The organism is Rhizobium sp. SRDI969 (assembly GCF_025152725.1).
Lineage (GTDB): Bacteria > Pseudomonadota > Alphaproteobacteria > Rhizobiales > Rhizobiaceae > Rhizobium > Rhizobium leguminosarum_I.
On the sequence record NZ_CP104035.1, the window covers coordinates 1,458,993 to 1,485,371 of the forward strand.

Genomic DNA, 26,379 nt, shown 5'->3' on the forward strand with positions numbered 1-26,379 from the left:
AAGAATGTCCGTTCGTCGATTAGCCGAAGATCAATTCCAGCCTGCCGCATTCGCATTCAGCGATGAGAATGCGGTCTGGGCGGACAAGACGATCCAGAAATACCCCGCCGGCCGCCAGCAATCGGCGGTCATCCCGCTGTTGATGCGGGCGCAGGAGCAGGACGGCTGGGTCACGCGCGCGGCGATCGAAAAGATCGCCGACATGCTCGACATGGCCTATATAAGAGTGCTCGAGGTCGCGACCTTCTATACGCAGTTCCAGCTGCATCCGGTCGGCACGCGCGCCCATGTCCAGGTGTGCGGCACGACGCCCTGCATGCTGCGCGGCTCCGAAGCGCTGATGTCGGTCTGCAAGAGCAAGATCCATGCCCATGCCTTCGAGCGCAATGCCGAAGGCACGCTGTCCTGGGAAGAGGTCGAATGTCTCGGGGCCTGCGTCAACGCGCCGATGGTGATGATCGGCAAGGACACCTATGAAGACCTGACGCCCGAGCGTCTCGAAGAGATCATCGACATCTTTGCCGCCGGCAATGGCGCCAGCATCAAGCCCGGCACCCAGATCGATCGGGTGTTTTCGGCGCCCGAAGGCGGCCTGACCTCGCTGACGACCGAAGAGCCGAAGGCAAGGACGCGCGCCAAGAAGGCCGACGTCGAAACCGTGTCGGCTCCGGTCGACCGCGCTCCCGTTCCGCCCTCCGAGGCCGGCCGCGCGAAAAGCACCGATGCCGAAACCAATGCCGCCCTGAAGACGCCGGCAACGGCGCCGAAGGCGGCTGCGAAAAACTCAAAGGCAGCCGAGCAGCAGCCGATATCGGGCACTGGGGCTGCCGAACCGGCGCCGAAAGCTGCCGTCAAAGCGGAAGCTGCCCCCGCGGCAAAGCCCGCTCTGACCGACAAGAATCGGCCGGTCGGCATCGAAAAGCCCGCCGCACCGGATGATTTGAAGATGATCTCGGGCGTCGGCCCGAAGATCGAGGCGACGTTGAACGAAATCGGCATCTTCACCTTCGCGCAGGTCGAAGGCTGGAAGAAGGCCGAACGCGAATGGGTCGACGGCTATCTGAATTTCCGCGGCCGCATCGAGCGCGACGACTGGGTCAAGCAGGCCAAGGCGCTCGCCAAGGGCGGGGAAGCGGAATATATCAAGGTCTTCGGCAAGAAGCCGCGGTAAGAGGTGAAGCATGTTACAAGATAAAGACCGCATCTTTACCAACATCTACGGCCTCAAGGACAAATCCCTGAAGGGCGCGATGAGCCGCGGCCATTGGGACGGCACCAAGCAGATCCTCGAAAAGGGCCGCGACTGGATCATCAACGAGATGAAGGCGTCAGGCCTTCGCGGTCGTGGCGGCGCCGGTTTCCCCACAGGCCTCAAATGGTCCTTCATGCCGAAGGAAAGCGACGGCCGCCCGCACTACCTCGTGGTCAACGCCGACGAGTCCGAGCCCGGCACCTGCAAAGACCGCGACATCATGCGCCACGATCCGCATACGCTGATCGAAGGCTGCGTCGTTGCGAGCTTCGCGATGGGCGCCAATGCGGCCTATATCTATGTGCGCGGCGAATATATCCGCGAGCGTGAAGCGCTGCAGGCGGCGATCGACGAATGCTATGATTATGGCCTGCTCGGCAAGAACAACAAGCTCGGCTGGGACATGGATATCTTCGTCCATCACGGCGCCGGCGCCTATATCTGCGGCGAAGAAACCGCGCTGCTCGAAAGCCTCGAAGGCAAGAAGGGCCAGCCGCGCCTGAAGCCGCCGTTCCCGGCCAATATGGGCCTCTACGGCTGCCCGACGACGGTCAACAATGTCGAATCGATCGCTGTCGCGCCGACGATCCTGCGCCGCGGCGCCGGCTGGTTCTCGGCCATCGGCCGTCCGAACAATGTCGGCACCAAGCTGTTCATGCTCTCCGGCCACGTCAACAAGCCGTGCACGGTCGAAGAGGAAATGGGCATCACCTTCCGCGAACTGGTCGACCGCCATGCCGGCGGCATCCGCGGCGGCTGGGACAACCTGCTCGCCGTCATTCCGGGCGGCGCATCCTGCCCGATCGTTCCGGCCAAGGACATCATCGACTGCCCGATGGATTTCGACGGCCTGCGCGGCGTCGGCTCTTCCTTCGGTACGGCCGCCGCGATCGTCATGGATAAGTCCACCGACGTCATCAAGGCGATCGCCCGTATCTCCGCCTTCTTCAAGCATGAGAGCTGCGGCCAGTGCACGCCCTGCCGCGAAGGCACCGGCTGGATGTGGCGCGTGATGGAGCGCATGGCCAAGGGCAATGCCCAGAAGCGCGAAATCGACATGCTGTTCCAGGTGACGAAGCAGATTGAAGGCCACACTATCTGTGCGCTGGGCGATGCCGCCGCATGGCCGGTGCAGGGTCTGATCCGTAACTTCCGTCCCGAGATCGAAAAGCGTATCGACCAGTATACGGCAAGCGCGCTTGATCACGGTGCGGTTCTGGAGGCGGCTGAATAATCATGGCGGACAACGCATCCAAGGATGGGAAGAAGGAAGAAGTCGCCGATTTCGCGGCCGGTTTCGGCCGTCTAGCCGCCGAGATGCTGGAAAATGCACGGGCGATGCCGGTGCATCCGCTGATGGCGCAGCCCGCGGCAGCCTTTGCCGCCGCAACGGCGATCGGATTCGGTATCTCGACCCAGATGGCCGGCGCTTTCTTCGGGGCCTGGCACAGCGCCCTGGAAACCACCGGCAAGGTCGCGGCCGCCCTCGATGACACGCCGCCGGACGAGCCGATGCCCGATGTCGATATCCGGCCGGAGAATATTCGCTCGCAGGTCAAGCCTTTCACCAAGCCGCCGGCCGAGAAGAAGGCAAAGCCGACACTGACTGTTGTCAGGTCGATCAGCGCGCCGATATCCGTCAGCCAGCCAAAGCCGGCAGTGAAGGCAAAACCGGTTGCGCGGGCAGGAAAGGCAGACGATCTCAAGCTGATCGCCGGCATCGGCCCGAAGCTGGAGCAGGTGCTGAAGGCCAAGGGCATTCGTAGCTTCGCCGAGATTGCCGCCTGGACCGACGAGGAAATCGCCCGGCTCGACGTCGAACTCGGCTTCAACGGCCGCATCGGCCGTGACGACTGGACCGGTCAAGCAAAAGTTCTGGCAGGACGGGGCCGCAGGAAGAAATGAACTGTCCGGCCGTGTCGATCGGCCGGAAAGATGGGCAGGTCGGCGGACGGGCGGGGGCCTCAAGATGCCGGTGCGGGTTCCGGATCTGGAACGCGCGACAGAGAATTTGAGCGACATCAGCTGCCGGCAGGACGAAAGATCCGGCTTGGCAATGAGAGTGCTGCAAAAATAGGTTTGTTTGCCGTCATCAGGCAAACGGGAAACAGGACTGAGCGACGATGGCAAAACTGAAGATTGACGGCAACGAGATCGAAGTTCCGGATCATTACACGCTACTGCAGGCGTGCGAGGATGCCGGCGCTGAGGTTCCGCGCTTCTGCTTCCATGAGCGCCTGTCGGTTGCCGGCAACTGCCGCATGTGCCTTGTCGAGGTGAAGGGCGGCCCGCCGAAGCCGCAGGCTTCCTGCGCCATGAGCGTGCGCGATATCCGCGGCGGCCCGAACGGCGAACTGCCTGAGGTCTTCACCAACACCCCGATGGTCAAGAAGGCCCGCGAAGGTGTGATGGAATTCCTGCTGATCAACCATCCGCTGGATTGCCCGATCTGCGACCAGGGCGGCGAATGCGACCTGCAGGACCAGGCGATGGCCTTCGGCATCGACACCTCGCGCTACCAGGAAGACAAGCGCGCCGTCGAGGACAAGTATATCGGCCCGCTCGTCAAGACGGTGATGAACCGCTGTATCCACTGCACGCGCTGCGTCCGCTTCACCACCGAGGTCGCCGGCATTTCCGAGCTCGGCCTGATCGGCCGCGGCGAGGATGCCGAGATCACCACCTATCTCGAACAGGCGATGACCTCCGAGCTGCAGGGCAATGTCGTCGACCTTTGCCCGGTCGGTGCGCTTACCTCGAAGCCTTTCGCCTTCACCGCGCGCCCGTGGGAGCTGAACAAGACCGAATCGATCGACGTCATGGATGCCGTCGGTTCGGCGATCCGCGTCGACACCCGCGGCCGCGAAGTCATGCGCATCCTGCCGCGCGTCAATGAGGCGATCAATGAGGAGTGGATTTCCGACAAGAGCCGCTTCATCTGGGACGGCCTGAAGACCCAGCGCCTCGACCGGCCCTATGTTCGCCGCGACGGCCGCCTGCAGCCCGCCACTTGGGCCGAAGCCTTCGGCGCTATCAAGGCCGCCGTCGGCGCAACCTCGGGCGACAAGATCGGCGCGATATCAGGCGACCTCGCTTCCGTCGAGGAAATGTATGCGCTCTCCGAACTGGTGAAGTCGCTGGGGTCGGCCAATCTCGACTGTCGCCAGGATGGGGCGGCACTCGATCCTTCGCTCGGCCGTGCAAGCTATCTCTTCAACCCGACCATATCCGGCATCGACCAGGCCGATGCGCTATTGATCATCGGCGCCAATCCGCGCTTCGAGGCGGCCATCCTCAACGCCCGCATCCGCAAGCGCTGGCGCCGCGGCAAGTTCCCGATCGGCGTGATCGGCGAGCGTGCTGAACTGCGCTACAGCTATGATTACCTCGGCGGCGGTCCCGACACGCTGAAGGATCTGGTCGACGGCACCCACGCCTTCGCGGACGTGCTGAAGAACGCCGCCAAGCCGATGATCATCATCGGCCAGGGCGCGCTGTCGCGCACCGATGGCCCCGGCGTTCTCGCCAGTGCTGCCAAGCTCGCCGGCTCGGTCGGCGCGGTCGTCGAAGGCTGGAACGGCTTTGCCGTCCTCCATACTGCTGCCGCGCGTGTCGGCGGCCTCGATCTCGGCTTCGTGCCGGGCGCCAAGGGTGTCGATGCCGCCGAGATGCTGACGGCGATGGACGTGCTCTTCCTGCTCGGCGCCGACGAGCTCGACTTCACCGCCAAGAAGGCCAAGCTCACCATCTATATCGGCTCGCATGGTGATAATGGCGCGCATCATGCCGACGTCATCCTGCCGGCGGCAGCCTATACCGAAAAGTCCGGCACCTGGGTCAATACCGAAGGCCGCGTCCAGATGGGCAACCGCGCAGGTTTTGCGCCGGGTGACGCCCGCGAGGACTGGGCGATCATCCGTGCCCTTTCCGATGTGCTCGGCAAGAAGCTTCCCTTCGATTCGCTCAGCGAATTGCGTGTCCGGCTCTATACCGCTTTCCCGCATTTCGCCGCCATCGACGAGATCGCCGAAACCAATAGCGCCCAAATTGCCGCAGTTGCGAAAAAAGCCGGCAAGATGAACAAATCCGGGTTTGCGTCGCCGGTGAAAGACTTCTATTTGACGAACCCGATAGCGCGTGCCTCGGCTGTCATGGCGGAGTGCTCGGCATTGGCCCGCAACAACTTCAAAGTCGCGGCAGAGTAAGGGCAGGGGACTATGGATTCTTTCTTTTCAAGCTATGTCTTGCCGACGATCATCATGGTCGGCCAGTCGCTGCTGCTTCTCGTCTGCCTGCTCGTCTTCATCGCCTATGTGCTCCTCGCCGACCGCAAGATCTGGGCGGCCGTTCAGCTGCGCCGCGGCCCGAACGTCGTCGGTCCCTTCGGCCTGTTCCAGTCCTTCGCCGACCTTTTGAAGTTCGTCTTCAAGGAGCCGATCATTCCGGCCGGCGCCAACAAGGCGGTCTTCCTGCTTGCTCCGCTGGTGACGGTGCTTCTGGCACTGTCCACCTGGGCGGTGGTGCCGCTGGCCGATGGATGGGTAATCGCCAACATCAATGTCGGCATCCTCTATATTTTCGCGATCTCTTCGCTTGAGGTTTACGGCATCATCATGGGCGGCTGGGCTTCGAACTCGAAGTATCCGTTCCTCGGCGCGCTGCGCTCGGCGGCACAGATGGTGTCCTATGAAGTCTCGATCGGCTTCGTCATCGTCACCGTGCTTCTCTGCGTCGGCTCGCTGAACCTGACCGATATCGTCAATGCGCAGCATACCGGCCTCGGCACCATGCTCGGCCTGCCGGCGTCGTTCCTCGACTGGCACTGGCTGTCGCTCTTCCCGATGTTCATCATCTTCTTCATCTCGGCACTTGCCGAGACAAACCGCCCGCCCTTCGACCTTCCGGAAGCCGAATCGGAACTCGTCGCCGGCTTCATGGTCGAATACGGCTCGTCGCCATACATGATGTTCATGCTCGGCGAATATGCGGCCGTCTGCCTGATGTGTGCGCTGACGACGATCCTCTTCCTCGGCGGCTGGCTGCCCCCGGTTGATATCTGGATCCTCAACTGGGTCCCAGGCATCATCTGGTTCACGCTGAAGGCTTGCCTGGTGTTCTTCATGTTCGCGATGGTCAAGGCCTTCGTTCCACGCTACCGCTACGACCAGCTCATGCGCCTCGGCTGGAAGGTCTTCCTGCCGCTGTCGCTCGGCATGGTCGTCATCGTTGCATTCGTGCTGAAACTGATGGGTTGGGCATGATGGTGCCCGCTCTCGTTTCCGGCAAAATTGGAGGTTGAAGATGGCAAGCATGTCCGGCTCCATCAGCTCGCTGTTTCTCAAGGAATTCGTCGGCGCGTTCTTTCTGTCGATGCGCTATTTCTTCCGCCAGAAGGCGACGATCAACTATCCCTTCGAAAAGGGTCCAGTTTCCCCGCGTTTCCGCGGCGAGCATGCGCTGCGCCGTTATCCGAACGGCGAGGAACGCTGCATCGCCTGCAAGCTTTGCGAGGCGATCTGTCCTGCCCAGGCAATCACCATCGAGGCGGGGCCGCGCCGCAATGACGGTACGCGCCGCACGGTCCGTTATGACATCGACATGGTGAAGTGCATCTATTGCGGCTTCTGCCAGGAAGCCTGCCCGGTCGATGCGATTGTCGAAGGCCCGAATTTCGAATTTGCGACGGAAACCCGCGAAGAGCTCTATTTCGACAAGGCGCGGCTTCTGGACAACGGAGACCGGTGGGAGCGCGAAATCGCCCGCAACATCGCGATCGACTCGCCGTATCGCTGATTGAGATTTTGAAATGCCGCGATGGAGCTTAAGTGCTCCTGTCGTGGTCAACATGCACAGGAGCTTTGCCGGTTAGCACCAGCGAAAGCTCCATCGGGCAGGGAAACTCCCGGCTGCCCGGGGGAAGATGAAAAAGGCACCAACATGGGTCTGCAGGCTCTATTTTTCTATCTTTTCGCCTTTGTCGCGGTGGCGTCGGCGTTCATGGTCATCTGGGCGAAGAACCCGGTTCACTCGGTTCTCTTCCTGATCCTGGTGTTCTTCAACGCGGCCGGCCTCTTCCTGCTGGCCGGTGCCGAATTCCTGGCGATGATCCTGCTCGTCGTCTATGTCGGCGCCGTCGCCGTTCTCTTCCTCTTCGTGGTGATGATGCTGGATATCGACTTCACCGAACTGAGGGCCGGCGTTCTCGAATATGCGCCGATCGGCGGGCTGATTGGGGTGATCCTGGCGGCCGAACTGATCGTCGTCATCGGCGGCAGCGTCATCTCGCCTGAAATCGCCAAATCAGTCGCCATGCCGATTCCGGCGTTGAGCGAGCGCACCAATACCGCCGCCCTCGGTGACGTGCTCTACACCAACTACATCTATTTCTTCCAGATCGCCGGTCTGGTGCTCCTGGTCGCGATGATCGGCGCGATCGTGCTGACGTTGAGACACCGCACCAACATCAAGCGGCAGAATATTCCGAGGCAAGTTGCCCGCACGCCCGCCACCGCCGTCGAGGTGGTTTCGGTCAAGCCCGGGCAGGGCGTCTAAAGGCAGGTCAAGGAACAAAGAACATGGTCATCGGACTTTCCCACTACCTGACGGTCAGCGCCATCCTCTTCACGCTCGGCGTCTTCGGCATCTTCCTGAACCGGAAGAACGTTATCGTCATCCTGATGTCGATCGAACTGATCCTGCTTGCCGTCAACATCAACATGGTCGCCTTCTCCCACTTCCTGAACGACATCGTCGGCCAGGTCTTCGCGCTGTTCATCCTGACAGTGGCGGCTGCCGAAGCGGCGATCGGTCTTGCAATTCTCGTTGTCTTCTACCGCAACCGCGGCTCGATCGCGGTCGAAGACGTCAATATGATGAAGGGCTGAGTGGCTCATGTTCCTCTATAAGGCTATCGTCTTTCTTCCCTTGATCGGTGCGATCGTCGCCGGCCTGTTCGGCCGCGCGATTGGCGCCAAGGCTTCGGAATATGTCACCAGCGGCCTTATGATCATCGCCGCCATCTTGTCCTGGGTCGTCTTCTTCACCGTCGGCATGGGTCATGCCGAAGGCGGCCCGATCAAGGTCGAGGTGCTGCGCTGGATCCAGTCCGGCGGCATCGACGTTTCCTGGTCGCTGCGTGTTGATACGCTGACGTCGGTGATGTTGATCGTCGTCAACACGGTCTCGACTTTGGTGCATGTCTATTCGATCGGCTACATGCATACCGATCCGCATCGCCCGCGCTTCTTCGCCTATCTCTCGCTCTTCACCTTCGCCATGCTGATGCTGGTGACTGCTGATAACCTTGCCCAGATGTTCTGCGGCTGGGAAGGCGTCGGTCTCGCCTCCTATCTGCTGATCGGCTTCTGGTTCAAGAAGCCGTCGGCGACGGCTGCGGCGATGAAGGCCTTCATCGTCAACCGCGTCGGCGACTTCGGCTTCGTGCTCGGCATTGCCGGCGTCTTCGCGCTGTTCGGCTCGATCAACCTCGACACGATCTTTGCCAATGCCTCGAACTTCGCCCCGCATGAGGGCGGCGGCGAAGCGGGCGAGGTGATCCTCAATCTCTTCGGCATGCAACTCGACAAGGCGCATGCACTGACCGGTATCTGCCTGCTGCTCTTCATGGGCGCGATGGGCAAGTCGGCGCAGTTCCTGCTGCACACGTGGCTGCCGGACGCCATGGAAGGCCCGACTCCGGTCTCGGCCCTTATCCATGCCGCCACCATGGTCACCGCCGGCGTCTTTCTCGTCGCCCGCATGTCGCCGCTTTTCGAACTGTCGCCGGATGCGCTGGTTGTCGTCACCGTCATCGGCGCCATCACCGCCTTCTTTGCGGCAACCGTCGCTCTCGTGCAGAACGACATCAAGCGTGTCATCGCCTATTCCACCTGCTCGCAGCTCGGCTATATGTTCGTGGCACTGGGAGCCGGAGCCTATGGCGCAGCGATCTTCCATCTCTTCACGCACGCCTTCTTCAAGGCGCTACTCTTCCTCTGCGCCGGTTCGGTTATCCATGCCGTCGATGGCGAGCAAGACATGCGCTACATGGGCGGCCTGTGGCCGCATATTAAAGTTACCGCCGTGCTGATGATCATCGGCACGCTGGCAATCACCGGTTTTGGCATTCCCTTCACGCCGATCGGTTTTGCCGGATTCTTCTCCAAGGACGTGATCATCGAGGCGACCTATGCATCGCATTCGCCGGTCGCGGGCTTCGCCTTCGCGTTGCTGGTCATCGCGGCTCTCTTTACGAGCTTCTATTCCTGGCGCCTGATTTTCATGACCTTCTTCGGCAAGCCGCGCGCCTCGCACGAGGTGATGCACCACGTCCACGAGTCGCCGCAGGTCATGCTGGTGCCGCTCTATCTTCTGGCGATCGGCGCGGTAGTTGCCGGCGTGATCTTCGAAGGCCGGTTCTACGGCGAGGAATATGCCGAGTTCTGGAAGGGGGCGCTCTTCACAGGCGCAGAGAACGAACTCGTCGAAGAGTTCCACCATGTTCCGGCGCTCGTCGGCTTGAGCCCCTTCATCGCCATGGTTCTCGGCTTCGTCACCGCCTGGTACATGTATATCCGCTCGCCGCAGACGCCGCGCATCCTCGCGCAGCAGCACCGCGTGCTCTACCAGTTCCTGTTGAACAAGTGGTATTTCGACGAACTCTATGATTTCCTCTTCGTCCGCTCCGCCAAGGCGCTCGGTCGCTTCCTGTGGAAGAAGGGGGATGTCGGCGTCATCGACACCTACGGCCCGAACGGCGTCGCCGCTCGCGTTGTCGCCGTCACCGATCGCGTGGTTCGCCTGCAGACCGGTTACCTCTATCACTACGCCTTCGCCATGCTGATCGGCATTGCGGCGCTCGTTACCTGGATGATGCTCGGGAGTTCCTTCTGATGACCGATTGGCCTATTCTTTCAACGGTCACCTTCCTGCCGCTGGTCGGCGTGGTGCTCCTGCTATTGATGAACGGCGAGAGCGAAAGCGGTCGCAAGAACGTGCTGTGGATCTCGCTGATCACCACCGTCTTCACCTTCGTCGTTTCGCTCTTCGTCTGGACCAGGTTCGACAATGCCAATCCAGGCTTCCAGATGCTCGAGAAGCATGACTGGCTCGGCACCGGCATCGGCTACCACCTCGGCGTCGACGGCATCTCGATGCTGTTCGTCATCCTCTCGACCTTCCTCATGCCCTTCTGCGTGCTGGCGAGCTGGCTCTCGATCGAGAAGCGCCTGAAGGAATACATGATCGCCTTCCTCATCCTCGAAACGATGATGGTCGGCGTCTTCGTCTCGCTCGATATCGTGCTGTTCTACGTCTTCTTCGAGGCGGGCCTCATTCCGATGTTCCTGATCATCGGCGTCTGGGGCGGCAAGGACCGCGTCTATGCGAGCTACAAGTTCTTTCTCTATACGCTGCTCGGCTCGGTGCTGATGCTGCTCGCCATCATGGCGATGTACTGGCAGGCTGGCACGACCGATATCGCCGCGCTGCTCGACCACAAGTTCCCACCGGCGCTGCAGACCTGGTTATGGCTTGCCTTCTTCGCCTCCTTTGCGGTGAAGATGCCGATGTGGCCGGTCCATACCTGGCTTCCTGATGCCCACGTTCAGGCGCCGACGGCAGGCTCGGTGATCCTGGCCGGCGTGCTGCTGAAGCTCGGCGGCTACGGTCTCATCCGCTTCTCGCTCGGCATGTTCCCGGTCGCGTCCGATTATTTCGCGCCGCTCGTCTTCGCCATGTCCGTCATCGCCATCATCTACACCTCCCTGGTGGCGATGATGCAGGACGATATCAAAAAGCTGATCGCCTATTCCTCCGTGGCCCACATGGGCTACGTCACCATGGGCATCTTTGCCGCCAACATGCAGGGTGTTCAGGGGTCGATCTTCCAGATGCTGTCGCACGGCATCGTCTCCGGCGCGCTCTTCCTCTGCGTCGGCGTGGTCTACGACCGTACCCACACCCGCGAGATCAACGCCTATGGCGGCCTCGTCAACAATATGCCGAAATATGCCGTGGCGATGATGGTCTTCACCATGGCCAATGTCGGGCTTCCCGGCACGTCGGGGTTCATCGGCGAATTCCTGACGCTGATCGGCGTCTTCCGCGTCAACACCTGGGTAGCGCTCTTTGCCGCCACCGGCGTCATCCTCTCAGCCGCCTACGCGCTCTGGCTTTATCGCCGGGTGATCTTCGGCGCGCTGGAGAAGGAAAAGCTGAAGGCGCTGCTCGACCTTTCCAGGCGCGAACAGCTGATCCTCTACCCACTGGTCGCGCTGACCATCTTCTTCGGCGTTTATCCGGCTCCGGTCTTCGATGCGACGGCCGCCTCGGTGGATCTGCTGGTCAACAATTACACGGCCGCCGTGCACGCAGCGCAGAATGTTGCGCTGTCTATGAAATGATGACGGGACTTATTGGACATGACCGCTGAAACAATTCTCCTCAGTCTGCATCTTTCCGCGCCGGAGCTCATCCTCGCGGTCGGCGCCCTTGTCCTGTTGATGGTCGGCGTCTTCTCCGGCGAGCGGTCGGGCCTTGTCGTCACCGGCTTGGCGATCGTCCTGCTCCTGGCATCCGGCCTGTGGCTGCTCTTCGTGCCGGCAGAAGGCCTTGCCTATGGCGGCGTCTACATGGCCGACGGCTTCTCGCGCTTCATGAAGCTGGTGGCGTTGATCGGTTCGCTGGTCGCCATATTCATGTCGATCGGCCACGCCCGTGAAAATCAGCTCGACAAGTTCGAGTTCCCGGTTCTCCTGGTGCTTGCGACCCTTGGCATCCTGCTGATGATCTCGGCCAACGACCTGATCTCGCTCTATCTCGCGCTGGAACTGCAGTCGCTGGCGCTCTATGTCGTCGCAGCGATCAACCGTGACAGCCTGAAGTCGACCGAAGCCGGCCTGAAATATTTCGTCCTCGGCGCGCTTTCCTCCGGCATGCTGCTCTACGGCATGTCGCTGGTCTACGGCTTCACCGGCCATACCCACTTCTCCGAGATCGCCCAGGCGCTGTCCGTCGAGGGCGCGCGTTCGCTCGGCCTGATCTTCGGCCTGGTCTTCATCCTCGCCGGCATCGCCTTCAAGATCTCCGCCGTTCCCTTCCATATGTGGACGCCGGATGTTTATGAAGGCGCACCGACACCGGTCACCGCCTTCCTGGCCGCCGCACCCAAGGTCGCCGCCATGGCGATGATGACCCGCATCGTCATCACCGCCTTCCAGCCGGTTCTGGCGGACTGGCAGCAGGTCGTCGTCTTCATCTCGATCGCCTCAATGCTGCTCGGCTCGTTTGCCGCGATCGGCCAGAAGAACATCAAGCGACTGATGGCCTATTCCTCGATCGGCCACATGGGTTATGCCCTGGTCGGCCTCGCCGCCGGCAACCAGACCGGCGTCACCGGCGTGATGCTTTATATGGTCATCTATATGGTCATGACGCTCGGCAGCTTTGCGATCATCATGTCGATGCGCCGCAAGGACGGCACCATCGTCGAAAATGTCGATGATCTCGCCGGCCTCTCCACAACGAACCCGTTTATGGCCGTGGTGCTGACGGCGCTGATGTTCTCGCTTGCCGGCATCCCGCCGCTCGCCGGCTTCTTCGCGAAGTACTTCGTCTTCGTCGCCGCCATTGAAGCCAAGCTCTATGCGCTCGCCATCATTGGCGTTCTCGCCTCGGTCGTTGGCGCTTACTATTATCTGCGTGTCATCAAGCTGATGTGGTTCGATGAGGCCACCGGCGAATTCGCCCGTGTCTCCGGAGCGCTGCGTTTGGTCTTCGGCCTCTCCGGTCTCTTCGTCACCGCCTATGTCCTCATCGGCGGCCCGATCGGCGGCGCGGCAGAGCTTGCCGCCGCGACGCTCTTTTGATGGCTGCCGACGGACGGCGCCGGATATCGCTCGGCGATTTCAGGCACGAGGCTCTGTCGGAAACATCGTCTACCAACAGCGAATGCCTCGCCCGGGCTCGGGCGGGCGATGGCGGCAATCTCTGGGTGACCGCTGAGAGGCAGACGGGCGGCCGCGGCCGCCGCGGCAGGCTCTGGGTTTCCGAGCGCGGCAATCTCTACGCTTCCCTTCTTCTGATCGACCCCGCCCCGATGGAGCGCCTTGGCTCCCTGCCGTTGGCGATCGCCGTTGCCGTGCACCAGGCGATCCGCAGGGTGCTGCCGCTCGGTGCCGAACCGCTCGAGGTCAAATGGCCGAACGATATTCTCATCGGCCGAAAGAAGACCTGCGGCATTCTCGTCGAAGGCGAGGGGCTGCCGGACGGACGTTACGCGCTGATCGTCGGCATCGGCATCAATATCTCTGTGATGCCGGACAATCCGCTCTACCCCGCCACCTGCCTGCGCCAGCAGGGAAGTGCGGCTTCGCCGGAGGAGCTCTTCGCGCATCTCTTCGCCGCCACGGCGGAAGTGCTTGAAATATGGGACCAGGGCCGCGGCATCGGCGAGATCACGGCGCTCTGGCGCGCGATCGCCTGCGGCATCGGCGAAAAGATTACGGTGAATTTGCCGGACCGATCGATTTCCGGACAATTCGCCGGAATTGATGATAATGGCTTGTTGATGCTCGATACCGGCACTGGCAGGATAATGCCCATTGCTGCCGGTGATGTGTTTTTTGGATAGCGGAAAAAACAAAAATTATGGCGAAACAGGACGAACTGGTATTCCTGCCTCTGGGCGGTGTCGGTGAGATTGGCATGAATCTCGCTCTCTATGGCTACGGCCCGCCCGAGCATCGCCAGTGGATCATGGTCGATTGCGGCGTCACTTTTCCGGGGCCGGACCTGCCGGGCGTCGACCTCGTATTGCCCGATATCCGCTTCCTCGCCAGCGAGCGAAAGAACCTCAAGGCGATCATCATCACCCATGCGCATGAAGACCATTATGGTGCGCTCGCCGACCTTTGGCCCGGCCTCAACGTGCCGGTCTATGCCTCTGGTTTTACATCAGGTCTGCTCGAAGCCAAGCGCAATTTCGAGAAGGCCAAGATCGGCGAAGTGCCGGTGACGCCGTTCAAAGCCGGCGATACGATCAATGTCGGCCCCTTCAGCATCGAAGGCGTCGCCGTCAACCATTCGATCCCCGAGCCGATGTCGCTGATGATCCGCACGCCGGTCGGCAATGTCATCCATACCGGTGACTGGAAGATCGACCACGAGCCTTCGCTTGGACCCCTGACCGACGAGACACGTTTCCGCCAGCTCGGCGACGAGGGCGTTCTGGCGCTGATGTGCGATTCCACCAATGCGCTGCGCGACGGCGTCTCGCCCTCCGAAAAGGATGTGTCCGAAAGCCTGCGCAAGATCATCGAGGATGCCGAGGGCAGGGTGGCGATCACCACCTTCTCGTCGAATGTCGGGCGTATCCGCACCGTAGCCGAGGCTGCCGAGGCGGCAGGCCGCGAAGTGCTGCTGCTCGGCAGTTCGCTGAAGCGCGTCGTCGACGTCGCCCAGGATGTCGGCCTGATGGAAGGGGTGAAGCCCTTCATCTCCGAGGAGGAATACGGCTATATCCCGCGTGACAAGGTCGTCGTCATTCTCACCGGCAGCCAGGGCGAGGCGCGGGCAGCTCTTGCCAAGCTCTCCCGCGACGAAATGCGTAATGTGGCCTTTGCGGCGGGCGATATCGTCGTCTTTTCCTCGCGCGCCATTCCCGGCAACGAGAAGGCGATCCAGGACATCAAGAACGGCCTCGTCGAGCAAGGCGTGCACATCATCACGGATACCGAGGCGCTGGTCCACGTTTCCGGCCATCCGCGGCGCAACGAGCTGCAGCGGATGTATGAATGGACGCGGCCGAAGATCGTCGTGCCGGTGCATGGCGAGGCGATACATCTGACGGCCCACAAGGAGCTTGCCGAGCAATCCGGCATCGCGCTGGTGCCGCGGGTGCGCAACGGCGACATCCTGCGGCTGGCGCCCGGTCCGGTCGAGGTGATCGGCGAGGCGCCGCATGGTCGCATCTACAAGGACGGCACGCTGATCGGTGATTTCGACGAGATGGGGATCGGCGAGCGCAAGAAGCTCTCCTATGTCGGCCATGTCGCTGTTAACGTCGTGCTCGACGCCCGCTATGACATCGTCGGCGAACCCGACCTCATTTCGATCGGCCTGCCGACCTACGATGATGAGGGAGAGGATATGGAGGATATGCTCTTCGACGCGGCGGTCAGCGCCATCGAGAGCATTCCGCGCGCCCGCCGCAAGGATATCGACATGCTGCAGGAGGCCGTGCGCCGCGCCATCCGCTCGGCCGCGAACAACACCTGGGGCAAGAAACCCCTTGTCACCGCCTTCGTCACCAAGGTCTGACCATGCTCGGCCGGGTCAACCATATCGCCATCGCCGTGCCCGATCTGGCCGCGGCGACGGCGGCCTATCGCGATACGCTGGGTGCTGCCGTATCGCAGCCGCAGGCTCTGCCGGAGCATGGCGTCACCGTCGTCTTCGTCGAATTGCCGAACACCAAGGTCGAGTTGCTGCAGCCGCTCGGGGCTACCTCGCCGATCGCCGCCTTCCTCGAAAAGAACCCGTCCGGCGGCATGCACCACATCTGCTACGAGGTGGACGATATCCTTCTCGCCCGTGACCGACTGGTCGATGCGGGCGCAAGGGTGCTCGGCGACGGCCGGCCGAAGACCGGCGCGCACGGCAAGCCGGTGCTCTTTCTGCACCCCAAGGATTTCTTCGGCACGCTGATCGAACTCGAACAGGCCTGAGCCCTGCAACGGCAGAATGATAGCCCTGCTGCGGCAGAGTGACCCGAAGACGGCTAAACCTTTCGTTCGCTTTGAGTTGGTCGCGATTCCGCCGTATAACGACGCGATATCAGCGCGGCATCAACGGGAACCATAATGCTCCAGATCTTTCTTCAGGGATTTGCCGTCTACTTCGTCATCTGGTGGATGACGCTTTTTGCCGTCCTGCCAATCGGCCTGCGCACCCAGGCGGAAGATGATAATGTCGTGCTCGGCACCGTCCCGAGCGCGCCCACCCGGTTTCGCGCCGCTTTCGTGTTTTCGCTGACGACGCTGATTTCGGCCTTGGTCTATGGCCTCTGGTACGTCTGCGACACCTATTTCGGCTGGGGCTTCGACGCCCTGCCGCAGCTCGGTCCTAGCTTCTATTGAATCGTAGCTTTTGCTCAAACTTTGAGCAGATGCAACCTATTGAAGGCGAGTTTCGTCATACCAGCGTCACGCTGTTGCGGCAAAGAGCTCGCCTAACGGAATGACGGCTATTCCCTTACGGAAGTCGGTCGGGTTTTTGGATGGGATGGATGACGAAAAGCCAAAAAAAAACAAGGCTAAAAGCCTTGTTTTAAGTATCGCGTGATCTGTAACCGTTGCCGGGGCTGCGACGAGCGCGCCTAAGATCTGATCCTCCCAAGACTTGACCGCGAATTCGACAAGAATTTAACTTCCTGCCTGTTTTGTGAGCTAAAACTAGCTCAAACATTGGGCTTTGTCATCAGCTTTTTTTGCATTTTTGCTACACTCTAGTAAAATTTTTCTGTTGACAAGATTTTCGTTCAAGTCCTTATAAACACGCGCTTTTTCATGCCCTTTTATTTTGCGGGTGCGAACATGCGCTTCCGGGAGGTTGCCGCCATCCGTTGCGGGTTTCCTTCCTGCCGCGAAGCGGCTATGAACGCTCCCGACATTAACAATGGTCTTTCGATTCCGCCTGCTGCGGGATCTCAACTGCTCCGGAATCCGCCATGCGTCTGTCCCGTTATTTCATGCCCATCCTTAAGGAAAACCCCAAGGAGGCGGAAATCGTCTCCCACCGGCTGATGCTGCGTGCCGGCATGATCCGCCAGCAATCGCAGGGCATTTATTCATGGCTGCCGCTGGGCAAGCGCGTGCTCGACAAGGTCAACGCCATTATCCGCGACGAGCAGAACCGCGCCGGCGCCATTGAGCTGTCGATGCCGACACTGCAATCGGCCGAACTCTGGCAGGAAAGCGGCCGCTACGACGCCTACGGCAAGGAGATGCTGCGCATCAAGGACCGTCAGGATCGGCCGATGCTCTACGGCCCAACCAACGAAGAGATGGTGACGGATATTTTCCGCTCCTCCGTCAAGTCCTACAAGGACCTGCCGCTTAATCTCTATCATATTCAGCTGAAGTTCCGTGACGAGATCCGTCCGCGCTTCGGTACCATGCGATCGCGTGAATTCATGATGAAGGATGCCTATTCCTTCGATCTGACGCGCGAAGCGGCGGAGCATTCCTATAACAAGATGTTCGCCGCCTATCTCAGAACCTTCGACCGGCTCGGCCTGCGCGCTATCCCGATGCGCGCCGATACCGGCCCGATCGGCGGCAAGCTCAGCCATGAATTCATCATCCTCGCCGACACCGGCGAATCCGAAGTCTTCTGCCACAAGGATTTCGTCGATTTCGATATTCCCGGTGCACACACCGATTTCGATAGCGTCGAGGGCCTGCAGGCGATCTTCGACAAATGGACCTCGCTCTATGCCGCGACCTCGGAAATGCACGACGAGGCGGTCTTCAACGCCGTTCCCGAAGGCAACCGCCTGTCGGCACGCGGCATCGAGGTCGGCCACATCTTCTATTTCGGCACGAAATATTCCGAGCCGATGGGCGCGAAAGTGCAGGGACCTGACGGCAAGGAACACTTCGTTCATATGGGTTCCTACGGTATCGGCCCGACACGCCTTGTTCCCGCCATCATCGAAGCATCGCATGATGATAACGGAATCATCTGGCCGGCATCCGTCGCGCCCTTCGATATCGTTGTGATCAACATGAAGGCGGGCGATCAGGCCTGTGACGATACCTGCGAGCTGATCTATGCCGCGCTGAGCAAGGCCGGCAAGGATGTGCTCTATGACGATACCGACGATCGGGCCGGCACGAAATTCGCGACCGCCGACCTGATCGGTATACCCGTCCAGATCATCGCCGGCCCGCGCGCGGTCGCAAACGGCGAAGTGGAAGTGAAGGACCGCAAGACCGGCGCCCGCGAAACGATGACCATCGAAGCGGCGATCAATCGGTTCGTGGCTTAAGGAAACGGAGGCGAAATGGCAGAGGCAGCAGTGGACCGGAGTTCAAAATCCGGCTTGGGTCCGGCTGGCAAGCCATTTTCCACCTTCGAACGACTCGTGGCGTGGCGTTATCTGCGCGCCCGCCGCAAGGAGGCCTTCATCTCGGTGATCGCCGGCTTCTCCTTCGTCGGCATCATGCTGGGCGTTGCGACACTGATCATCGTCATGGCCGTCATGAACGGCTTCCGAACCGAGCTCGTATCGCGCATCCTCGGCATTAATGGCCACATGATCGTCCAGCCGGTCGACGGCCCCTTCACCGATTATCCCGCTCTCAGCGGCAAGCTCGCCGCCGTGCCCGGCGTCAAGATGGCGCTGCCCCTGGTGGAAGGCCAGGTGCTCGCCTCCTCCCAGGCCGGCGGCAGCACCGGCGCTCTGGTGCGCGGCGCCCGCGCCGAGGACCTGACCAAGCTCAAGACGATCTCCGACAACATCAAATCCGGCGACATGGTGGGGTATGCCTCCGGCGACGGCGTCCTGATCGGCACCCGCATGGCCGACCAACTCGGTCTGCGCGTCGGCGACCTCATTACGCTGACGTCGCCAGATGGTGACATTACGCCGATGGGCGTCAGCCCGCGCATCAAGTCCTACAAGATTTCCGGCCTTTTCGAGATCGGCATGTCGGAATATGATTCCTCGATCATCTTCATGCCGCTCGAGGAAGCGCAGCTCTATTTCAATGCCGAGGGACTGGTGCAGTCGATCGAGCTCTTCGTCGACCACCCCGACGATATCGACAATCTGAAGCCCAAGGTGGAGGAGGCGGCCGGCCGCCAGATTGCCATCACCGACTGGCGCCAGCGCAACCAGACCTTTTTCTCGGCGCTGCAGGTCGAGCGCAACGTCATGTTCATGATCCTGACACTGATCGTGCTTGTCGCGGCGCTGAATATCATCTCCGGTCTCATCATGCTGGTGAAGGACAAGGGCAGCGATATTGCCATCCTGCGCACCATGGGTGCCAGCGCCGGCGCGATCATGCGCATCTTCTTCATGACCGGAGCGGCCATCGGCATCGTCGGCACCATTGCCGGTGTGCTGCTCGGTGTTCTCGTCTGCGTCAACATCGAATCCGTCCGCCAGTTCTTCTCCTGGATTTCGGGCACCGTGCTCTTCAGTCCGCAGGTCTATTTCCTCAGCCAACTGCCGGCCGAGATGGATCTCAGCGAAACGATCTCGATCGTCGTCATGGCGCTGACGCTCTCCTTCATCGCGACCATCTTCCCGGCCTGGCGAGCCTCCAGGCTCGATCCGGTGCAGGCCCTGCGCTACGAATAAGGAATGCCGCCTTCATGAAACGCAACGTCGTTCTCAAGCTTACCGGCGTCGAGCGCCATTATGGGCAGGGCGGTACGCTGCTCTCGATCCTCAAGGGCGCGGACTTTTCGATATCGAAGGGGGAGATTGTCGCTCTCGTCGCCCCTTCCGGTACCGGCAAGTCGACACTGCTGCATGTCGCCGGCCTGTTGGAGCATCCGGACGGCGGTGAAGTCAACATCAACGGCCATGCCTGTGACGGCTTGAGCGATGAGAAACGCACCGCAATCCGCCGCAGCGAAATCGGCTTCGTCTACCAGTTCCACCACTTGCTGCCGGAATTCTCGGCGCTCGAAAATATCATGATGCCGCAGCTGATCGCCGGGCTGTCTTGGAAGGAGGCCGGAGAGCGGGCCGGCCAGCTTCTCGATTATATGCGCATCGGCCATCGCGGCTCGCATCGCCCGGGCGAGCTTTCCGGCGGCGAGCAGCAGCGGGTTGCGATTGCCCGCGCCGTCGCCAATGCGCCGACCCTGCTTCTTGCCGACGAGCCGACCGGCAATCTCGACCCTGAGACGGCAAGCTATGTCTTCGACGCGCTGGAAGCGCTGGTGCGCCAGTCCGGCCTTGCGGCTCTTATCGCCACCCATAATCACGAGCTCGCCCGCCGCATGGATCGGCGCGTGACGATCTCCGACGGCAAGATCGTCGATTTCTGAGACTGCGGCTCACGGTGTCCGGTTTGCGCCGATGGCTGCCCCTCACCCTCTCCCCGTAAAAAACGGGGCGAGGGGACGTGCCAAACGCAGCGTCGAGGGTAGGGAAAGCCGTTGCGGCATGTCCCTTCGCCCCGCGAGCGGGGAGAAGGTGGCGGCAGCCGGATGAGGGGCTGATCTCGTCGACCTCCTGGCCGGACAATATGCACTTTTGACAGAACAGCAGTGGGCAGCGATCAAGGGATGATCAGTCCGCCGCGATAGTCGAGCATATAGGGCTTCTGGCCGTAGACCATGATGCATTCGTGCCCGGCGAACCGCGCGCAGTCGCCTTCGCTGCGATCGATATAGCGGCCGAACGGATGGTCGAATTCCATTCCGCCGAGAAACCGGCCCTCTCGATACATCGCCGAAAGGGCCGCCTTGATCACCGTTCCGGCTGCTGCGCCGTTGATGAGATCAGGCGCAATGACGCAGCCGAAATAATTCATCGCCCAGACGGGCTCGTCGGCAAACCATACCACTTCCTGTCCGGCGAAATCGGTGCCGCCGAAATAGCTGTCGAGATAGCGCCAGTTGCCGCGTTCGTAACCGATGTCGTGGGAGCTTGGCCGGCAGGGCGGGCGCGCCACGCCGCCGCCGACATAGGTTGCAGCCTTCGCCTCCACCACGAATGCGTTCAGCATCGCAATATCCAACATGCCATTCTCCTCTCCGCTAGATGCTGGCAAATACGCTGCGAAGTGTAAAGAACAAAAAGGGAACGATGGCCGGAATTAGACGGACGGCCGAGGAGGCTGGCCGTCTAGGCGCCGTGAGGATCCGGGACGGGCCGAGAAGGGGAAACCTGCTAGCCGTCACATTGGGCGCTGGCTCGCAGCGATTCACAGGTGCACATCCCGGCATTTTTCCAACACAAGAAAGAAGGAAAAGATTCCTGTTGACAACAGAACATACATAGAACAAACTGAAAACATAACGAGTAAAGGAGAGCCCGGTGACTGACATGATCCGTGATATCGCAGCATTCACCTCCATCGCAATGTTCGTTGCCAGCTTCTCGCTCATCGTCATGGCGTTCTAAAGTTTTCAGGGGATCGCATGGCAATCATGCGGTCCGGACGCGGGACTTCTTCTGGACATCATCGCCCTTTATGCCCGACAATGCGTCCGATTCATTCGGGTGATTGGGAAGGCATGTCATGGCGGATACGGCAAAGGGTTCAACGGGTGAGGCGGCCGGCACGCCGGGCTTCATCCACCTGAGGGTCCATTCCGCCTATTCGCTTCTCGAGGGCGCTCTGCCGCTGAAGAAGATCCTCTACAAGGCGACCGGCGACAGCCAGCCGGCGATTGCGATTACCGACACTAACAATCTGTTCGTCGCCCTCGAATTCTCCCAGAAGGCGATGGAGGACGGCCTGCAGCCGATCATCGGCTGCCAGGTCTCGATCGACATGGAAGACGGGCTGGAAACCGAAAAGCGCGGCGGTCAGCAGGCTCTGGTCAAGCTGCCGGCGATCGTTCTTCTCGCTGCGACGGATGCCGGTTACGAACGGCTGGTCGATCTCGTCAGCCGGGCCTATCTCGGCGGCGAGAGCAACCAGGCTGTTCATATCAGCACCTCCTGGCTGGAGGAGGCAGGCACGGAAGGGCTGATCGCATTGAGCGGCGCCCTGACCGGGCCAGTCGACGTGGCGATCAAGGAGGGCCATCCCGCTCAGGCGGAAGCCCGGCTGCTCACGCTGAAGCGTCTCTTCGGCGACCGGCTCTATGTCGAACTGCAGCGGCACGGCACTTACGACAAGCGGCACGAGCAGAAGATTATCGGGCTCGCCTATGCTCACGACCTGCCGCTGGTTGCGACCAACGAGGCGTTCTTCCCGACGCGCGACGATTACGACGCCCATGATGCGCTGATGGCGGTCGCGCACAACGCCATCGTCTCCGACGACAGCCGCTTTCGCCTGACGCCGGATCACTATCTGAAGAGCCGGGCCGAAATGGCCAAGCTCTTCGCCGACCTGCCGGAAGCGCTTGAAAATACCATCGAGATCGCCAGGCGCTGCTCCTTCGTGCTGAAGACGCGAAAGCCGATCCTGCCGCGCTTCACCGGTGCGACCAACGATGCCGAGGAGGCCGAACGCGCCGAGGCGAGCGAGCTGCGCCGCCAAGCGGTCGAAGGGCTGGACATGCGGCTTGCGACGCTCGGCATGTCGCCGGGTTACGAGGAAAAGGATTATCGCGAACGGCTGGATTTCGAACTCAGCGTCATCGAGCGCATGCGTTTTCCCGGCTACTTCCTGATCGTTGCCGACTTCATCAAATGGGCCAAGCAGCATGACATTCCGGTCGGCCCCGGCCGTGGTTCGGGCGCCGGTTCGCTGGTCGCCTATGCCTTGACGATCACCGACGTCGATCCCTTGCGTTTTTCGCTGCTCTTCGAGCGCTTCCTCAATCCGGAACGCGTCTCGATGCCGGACTTCGACATCGACTTCTGCCAGGACCGCCGCGAAGAGGTGATCCGCTACGTCCAGGCCAAATATGGCCGTGAGCAGGTGGCGCAGATCATCACCTTCGGTTCGCTGCAGGCACGTGCCGCCCTTCGCGACGTCGGCCGCGTGCTTGAGATGCCCTACGGCCAGGTCGACAAGATCTGCAAACTCGTGCCGAACAACCCCGCCAATCCGACGCCGCTGTCCAAAGCGATCGAGGAGGAGCCGAAGCTGCAGGAGGAGGCGGCGAAGGAACCTGTTGTCGCGCGCCTGCTCGACATCGCCCAGAAGATCGAGGGGCTATACCGCCACGCCTCGACCCATGCCGCCGGCATCGTCATCGGCGACCGGCCGCTTTCCAAGCTGGTGCCGATGTATCGCGATCCGCGCTCCGATATGCCGGTTACTCAGTTCAACATGAAATGGGTCGAGCAGGCAGGCTTGGTCAAATTCGACTTCCTCGGCCTGAAGACCCTGACGGTGCTGAAGGTCGCGGTCGATTTCGTCGCCAAGCTCGGCGTCAAGGTCGATCTCGCGGCCATTCCTCTCGACGATAAGAAGACTTACGAGATGCTGTCGCGCGGCGAGACGGTCGGTGTGTTCCAGGTGGAAAGTGCCGGCATGCGCAAGGCGTTGATCGGCATGAAGCCGGACTGCATCGAGGACATCATCGCGCTGGTGGCGCTCTATCGTCCAGGCCCGATGGAGAACATCCCGACCTACAATGCTCGCAAGCACGGCGACGAAGAGCTGGAATCGATCCATCCGATGATCGACCACCTGCTCAAGGAAACGCAAGGGGTCATCGTCTATCAGGAACAGGTGATGCAGATCGCCCAGGTTCTATCAGGCTATTCGCTGGGGGAGGCCGACCTTCTGCGCCGCGCCATGGGTAAGAAGATCAAGGCCGAGATGGACCAGCAACGCGAGCGCTTCGTCGTTGGCGCCGTCAGGAACGGCGTATCGAAGCCGCAGGCCGACAATATCTTCGAACTGCTGGCGAAGTTCGCCAATTACGGCTTCAACAAATCGCATGCCGCCGCTTATGCCATTGTCTCTTACCAGACGGCCTACATGAAGGCGCACTACCCGGTCGAATTCCTGGCCGCTTCGATGACGCTCGACATGTCCAACACGGAAAAGGTCAATGATTTCCGTCAGGATGCTAAGCGCCTCGGCATCGAGGTGATCGCACCCTCGGTGCAGAGCTCCTTCCGTCATTTCGAGACCGGCGACAACCGCATCTACTACGCGCTCGCCGCCCTCAAGGGCGTCGGCGAATCCGCCGTCGACCATATTGTCGAGGTGCGTGGCGACAAGCCCTTTGCGAGCATCGAGGACTTCTGCCTGCGCATCGATCCGCGTCAGGTCAATCGTCGCGTGCTCGAAAGCCTGATCTATGCCGGCGCCTTCGATTGTTTCGACATGGACCGCGCCCAGCTAGCAGCCGGCCTTGATCGCATTCTCGGTTATGCCCAACGCGCCCAGGAGAACAAGCTGAGCGGCCAGTCGGACATCTTCGGCAGTACGTTGACGTCGGGGCCTGAGAAAATCTCACTGCCGCCGTTCTCGCCCTGGCTCCCCTCCGAGCGGCTGCTCAAGGAGTTCCAGGTGCTGGGCTTCTATCTCACAGCCCACCCGCTCGATTCCTACAACAATATCCTGCAGAAGATGCGGGTGCAGACCTTTGCCGAATTTTCCGCCGCCATCAAACAGGGCGCGGCCAATGCGCGCCTTGCCGGTACCGTCATCTCGAAGCAGGAGCGCAAGACCCGCACCGGCAACAAGATGGGCATCATCGTCTTCTCCGATTCTTCGGGCCAGTTCGAAGCGGTGCTGTTTTCGGAAATGCTGAACCAGTATCGCGACGTGCTTGAGTCTGGAAAATCCTTCGTGCTGACTGCGACCGGCGAGGAGCGGCCGGAGGGCATTGGCCTGCGCATCCAGACGATCCAGTCGCTGGAGGAAAAGTCGCTGCAGATGCAGAAGGCGCTACGCGTTTATGTCCGCGATTCCGGACCGCTGGGAATGGTTGCCGGCCATTTGAACGCCAAGGGCGATGGCCTCGTTTCCTTCATCGTCATCAAGGAAGAGGGCAAACGCGAGGTGGAGGTGGCGCTGCCGGAGAAATACCGCATCACGCCGGAGATCGCCGCCGCCCTTCGCGCCGCCCCCGGCGTCGTCGACGTCGAGCTTGTCTGATTAATGTATGTGCCTCGGAAGTGTGCAGCGGTTCCGGGATAACGACATGCATAAAACAAAGAGCGTGATGGCCATCATCCGCGGGTGATCGTGATGAAATCCGTGCCTTCGCCGGTCTCTCGGCCGAGGCCGGTATCGGAGATCGTCAGCGTCGAGCCGGGCGCGACGAGGGCGTCGATCTGGCGGCGGGTCTCGTCGGGGATGGTAATTCGGCTGAGCGATCGAGCGATCGGCTCGCCTGTGACGATCGAGCTTTCCTGATTGGTGATGCCGAGCCGTTTCATAGTCTCCCGCGAGAGATTGTTCTCGAGCGTGATACCGAGCCAGTCGGCGGTGCCGGCCTTTTCATCGACCGCATGCAGCGTGAAGAAATGTGTGCCGAGCGCCAGTCTCGGATCGGCGATCGTCACCGGCGCTTCGAAGATCGGCTTGAAGGCCTGCCGCACCATGATGACGCCGTTCGGCGGCTCGCCCTTGCCAGCCGCGGCATAGACTTCTCTGAGGAGCGTGTCGGAGACCAGGCTCCTGTCGCCGGCAAATTCCGCCGGCCGTAGCGTCTTGAAAGCCTTGATCGCCTGCATGGTCGACGAACCGAGCAAGCCGTCCGGATTGCCAGCGGAAAAACCGAGCTGGTTGAGCAGGCTCTGGATGTCAATCACCGTCTCGCGCAACGTCCGGCGCGTAATCAGCATGCTGATCGGCTCGGACGGCGGCTTGGGTTCGGGCGCTGCAATCGGCTGCACTGCCGGCATCGGCATCGCAGCGGTATCGTTCATCGCCACCTGCACCGGCTTCTCAGGGCTGTCGGGCATGGAGGGCCGCAGTTCCACATCCGAAAGTAGCGGCATCGCCGCCGGTGCATCCGGATGGAAAAGAGTCGGATGATCGATCGGTTGCGGCACCAGTTCACCGTCGCTGATAATGACGGGGACACCGGGATCGGTCATCCCATAGAGCATTTTTGCGAAGGCGCTGGGCATGCGCACGCAGCCATGCGAGGCCGGATAACGCGGCACCGAATTGGATTCGTGCAGCGCGATGCCGGACCAGGTCAGCCTTTGCATGAACGGCATCGGCGCCGCCGAATAGAGATTGGATTCGTGATATTTCTGCTTTTCCAGCACCGAGAAGATGCCGCTTGGCGTCGTGTGGCCGTCCTTGCCGGTCGAGACCTTCGAGGCCGCGACGACCTCGGTGCCGTCATAGACCACAAGCGACTGCTTATCCTTGGAAACGATGATCTGCAGCGTGCGCGCATCCGCGGCAAGAGCGGGGTGCACGAGTGCGGTGGCCGACAGCAAGCCGAGGCCGAAGACGAGACGCGAGAACATGAAACCCAACCATACGCAATACTTGCCCGGCACA

The 26,379-nt window shown here is 61.1% G+C and carries 21 protein-coding genes; 19 read left to right on the top strand and 2 right to left on the bottom strand.

The window, feature by feature from the left end:
- Positions 1-4: 4 nt before the first annotated feature.
- From N2A41_RS07375 to N2A41_RS07460, 18 genes are all read left to right on the top strand, one after another.
- On the top strand, positions 5-1,171 hold the full coding sequence (locus tag N2A41_RS07375; protein ID WP_260110621.1) for an NADH-quinone oxidoreductase subunit E: 1,167 nt from the start codon (positions 5-7) through the stop codon (positions 1,169-1,171).
- Positions 1,172-1,181: 10 nt separating this feature from the next.
- A complete protein-coding gene (nuoF, locus tag N2A41_RS07380) occupies positions 1,182-2,486 on the top strand; it encodes an NADH-quinone oxidoreductase subunit NuoF (protein ID WP_003558451.1) in 1,305 nt (434 codons plus the stop codon).
- Between the two features lie 2 nt (positions 2,487-2,488).
- Entirely contained in the window at positions 2,489-3,157 is a 669-nt protein-coding gene (locus N2A41_RS07385) for a 5' DNA nuclease (RefSeq protein ID WP_260110622.1), read from the top strand.
- A gap of 218 nt (positions 3,158-3,375) precedes the next feature.
- Complete coding sequence (gene nuoG / locus N2A41_RS07390; RefSeq protein WP_260110623.1) at positions 3,376-5,457, top strand: NADH-quinone oxidoreductase subunit NuoG; 2,082 nt, start codon at positions 3,376-3,378, stop codon at positions 5,455-5,457.
- 12 nt (positions 5,458-5,469) lie between these two features.
- On the top strand, positions 5,470-6,513 hold the full coding sequence (nuoH, locus tag N2A41_RS07395; protein ID WP_260110624.1) for an NADH-quinone oxidoreductase subunit NuoH: 1,044 nt from the start codon (positions 5,470-5,472) through the stop codon (positions 6,511-6,513).
- A gap of 40 nt (positions 6,514-6,553) precedes the next feature.
- Positions 6,554-7,045 (top strand): NADH-quinone oxidoreductase subunit NuoI, encoded by a 492-nt coding sequence (nuoI, locus tag N2A41_RS07400; protein WP_017963855.1) that lies wholly within the window; start codon positions 6,554-6,556, stop codon positions 7,043-7,045.
- 144 nt (positions 7,046-7,189) lie between these two features.
- Positions 7,190-7,804: an NADH-quinone oxidoreductase subunit J gene (locus tag N2A41_RS07405; RefSeq protein ID WP_017963856.1), complete on the top strand. Its 615-nt coding sequence runs from the start codon at positions 7,190-7,192 to the stop codon at positions 7,802-7,804.
- A 23-nt stretch (positions 7,805-7,827) separates the two neighbouring features.
- Complete coding sequence (nuoK, locus tag N2A41_RS07410) at positions 7,828-8,136, top strand: NADH-quinone oxidoreductase subunit NuoK (protein WP_027685143.1); 309 nt, start codon at positions 7,828-7,830, stop codon at positions 8,134-8,136.
- A gap of 7 nt (positions 8,137-8,143) precedes the next feature.
- Positions 8,144-10,144 (top strand): NADH-quinone oxidoreductase subunit L, encoded by a 2,001-nt coding sequence (gene nuoL, locus N2A41_RS07415; protein ID WP_260110625.1) that lies wholly within the window; start codon positions 8,144-8,146, stop codon positions 10,142-10,144.
- The gene (locus N2A41_RS07420; protein WP_260110626.1) at positions 10,144-11,655 is read left to right on the top strand and encodes an NADH-quinone oxidoreductase subunit M; all 1,512 of its coding nucleotides are present in this window, start codon (positions 10,144-10,146) and stop codon (positions 11,653-11,655) included. Before nuoL ends, N2A41_RS07420 begins: the two co-directional genes overlap by 1 nt.
- An 18-nt stretch (positions 11,656-11,673) precedes the next feature.
- Positions 11,674-13,119, top strand: a complete 1,446-nt coding sequence (gene nuoN, locus N2A41_RS07425) for an NADH-quinone oxidoreductase subunit NuoN (RefSeq protein ID WP_260110627.1) — start codon at positions 11,674-11,676, stop codon at positions 13,117-13,119.
- A complete protein-coding gene (locus N2A41_RS07430) occupies positions 13,119-13,883 on the top strand; it encodes a biotin--[acetyl-CoA-carboxylase] ligase (RefSeq protein WP_260110628.1) in 765 nt (254 codons plus the stop codon). Before nuoN ends, N2A41_RS07430 begins: the two co-directional genes overlap by 1 nt.
- Positions 13,884-13,900: 17 nt before the next feature.
- Complete coding sequence (locus N2A41_RS07435) at positions 13,901-15,571, top strand: ribonuclease J (protein WP_260110629.1); 1,671 nt, start codon at positions 13,901-13,903, stop codon at positions 15,569-15,571.
- A 2-nt stretch (positions 15,572-15,573) separates the two neighbouring features.
- Positions 15,574-15,978, top strand: coding sequence for a methylmalonyl-CoA epimerase (mce, locus tag N2A41_RS07440; RefSeq protein WP_170278529.1), 405 nt, complete (start codon positions 15,574-15,576; stop codon positions 15,976-15,978).
- A gap of 135 nt (positions 15,979-16,113) precedes the next feature.
- Positions 16,114-16,389, top strand: coding sequence for a DUF1467 family protein (locus N2A41_RS07445; RefSeq protein WP_017963864.1), 276 nt, complete (start codon positions 16,114-16,116; stop codon positions 16,387-16,389).
- Between the two features lie 590 nt (positions 16,390-16,979).
- The gene (gene proS / locus N2A41_RS07450) at positions 16,980-18,302 is read left to right on the top strand and encodes a proline--tRNA ligase (RefSeq protein WP_260110630.1); all 1,323 of its coding nucleotides are present in this window, start codon (positions 16,980-16,982) and stop codon (positions 18,300-18,302) included.
- A gap of 15 nt (positions 18,303-18,317) precedes the next feature.
- Positions 18,318-19,622: a lipoprotein-releasing ABC transporter permease subunit gene (locus tag N2A41_RS07455; RefSeq protein ID WP_260110631.1), complete on the top strand. Its 1,305-nt coding sequence runs from the start codon at positions 18,318-18,320 to the stop codon at positions 19,620-19,622.
- Positions 19,623-19,636: 14 nt separating this feature from the next.
- Positions 19,637-20,320, top strand: coding sequence for an ABC transporter ATP-binding protein (locus N2A41_RS07460; RefSeq protein WP_017963867.1), 684 nt, complete (start codon positions 19,637-19,639; stop codon positions 20,318-20,320).
- Between the two features lie 233 nt (positions 20,321-20,553).
- Here the strand turns inward: N2A41_RS07460 and N2A41_RS07465 are convergent, their stop codons facing one another.
- Complete coding sequence (locus N2A41_RS07465; protein ID WP_222384775.1) at positions 20,554-21,018, bottom strand: DUF5680 domain-containing protein; 465 nt, start codon at positions 21,016-21,018, stop codon at positions 20,554-20,556.
- Positions 21,019-21,519: 501 nt separating this feature from the next.
- Here N2A41_RS07465 and dnaE point away from each other — a divergent pair.
- Entirely contained in the window at positions 21,520-25,014 is a 3,495-nt protein-coding gene (gene dnaE, locus N2A41_RS07470; protein WP_260110632.1) for a DNA polymerase III subunit alpha, read from the top strand.
- A gap of 74 nt (positions 25,015-25,088) precedes the next feature.
- On the opposite strand, the gene N2A41_RS07475 is transcribed toward dnaE, so the two are convergent.
- Positions 25,089-26,345 (bottom strand): L,D-transpeptidase family protein, encoded by a 1,257-nt coding sequence (locus N2A41_RS07475; protein ID WP_260110633.1) that lies wholly within the window; start codon positions 26,343-26,345, stop codon positions 25,089-25,091.
- Between the last annotated feature and the right edge of the window lie 34 nt (positions 26,346-26,379).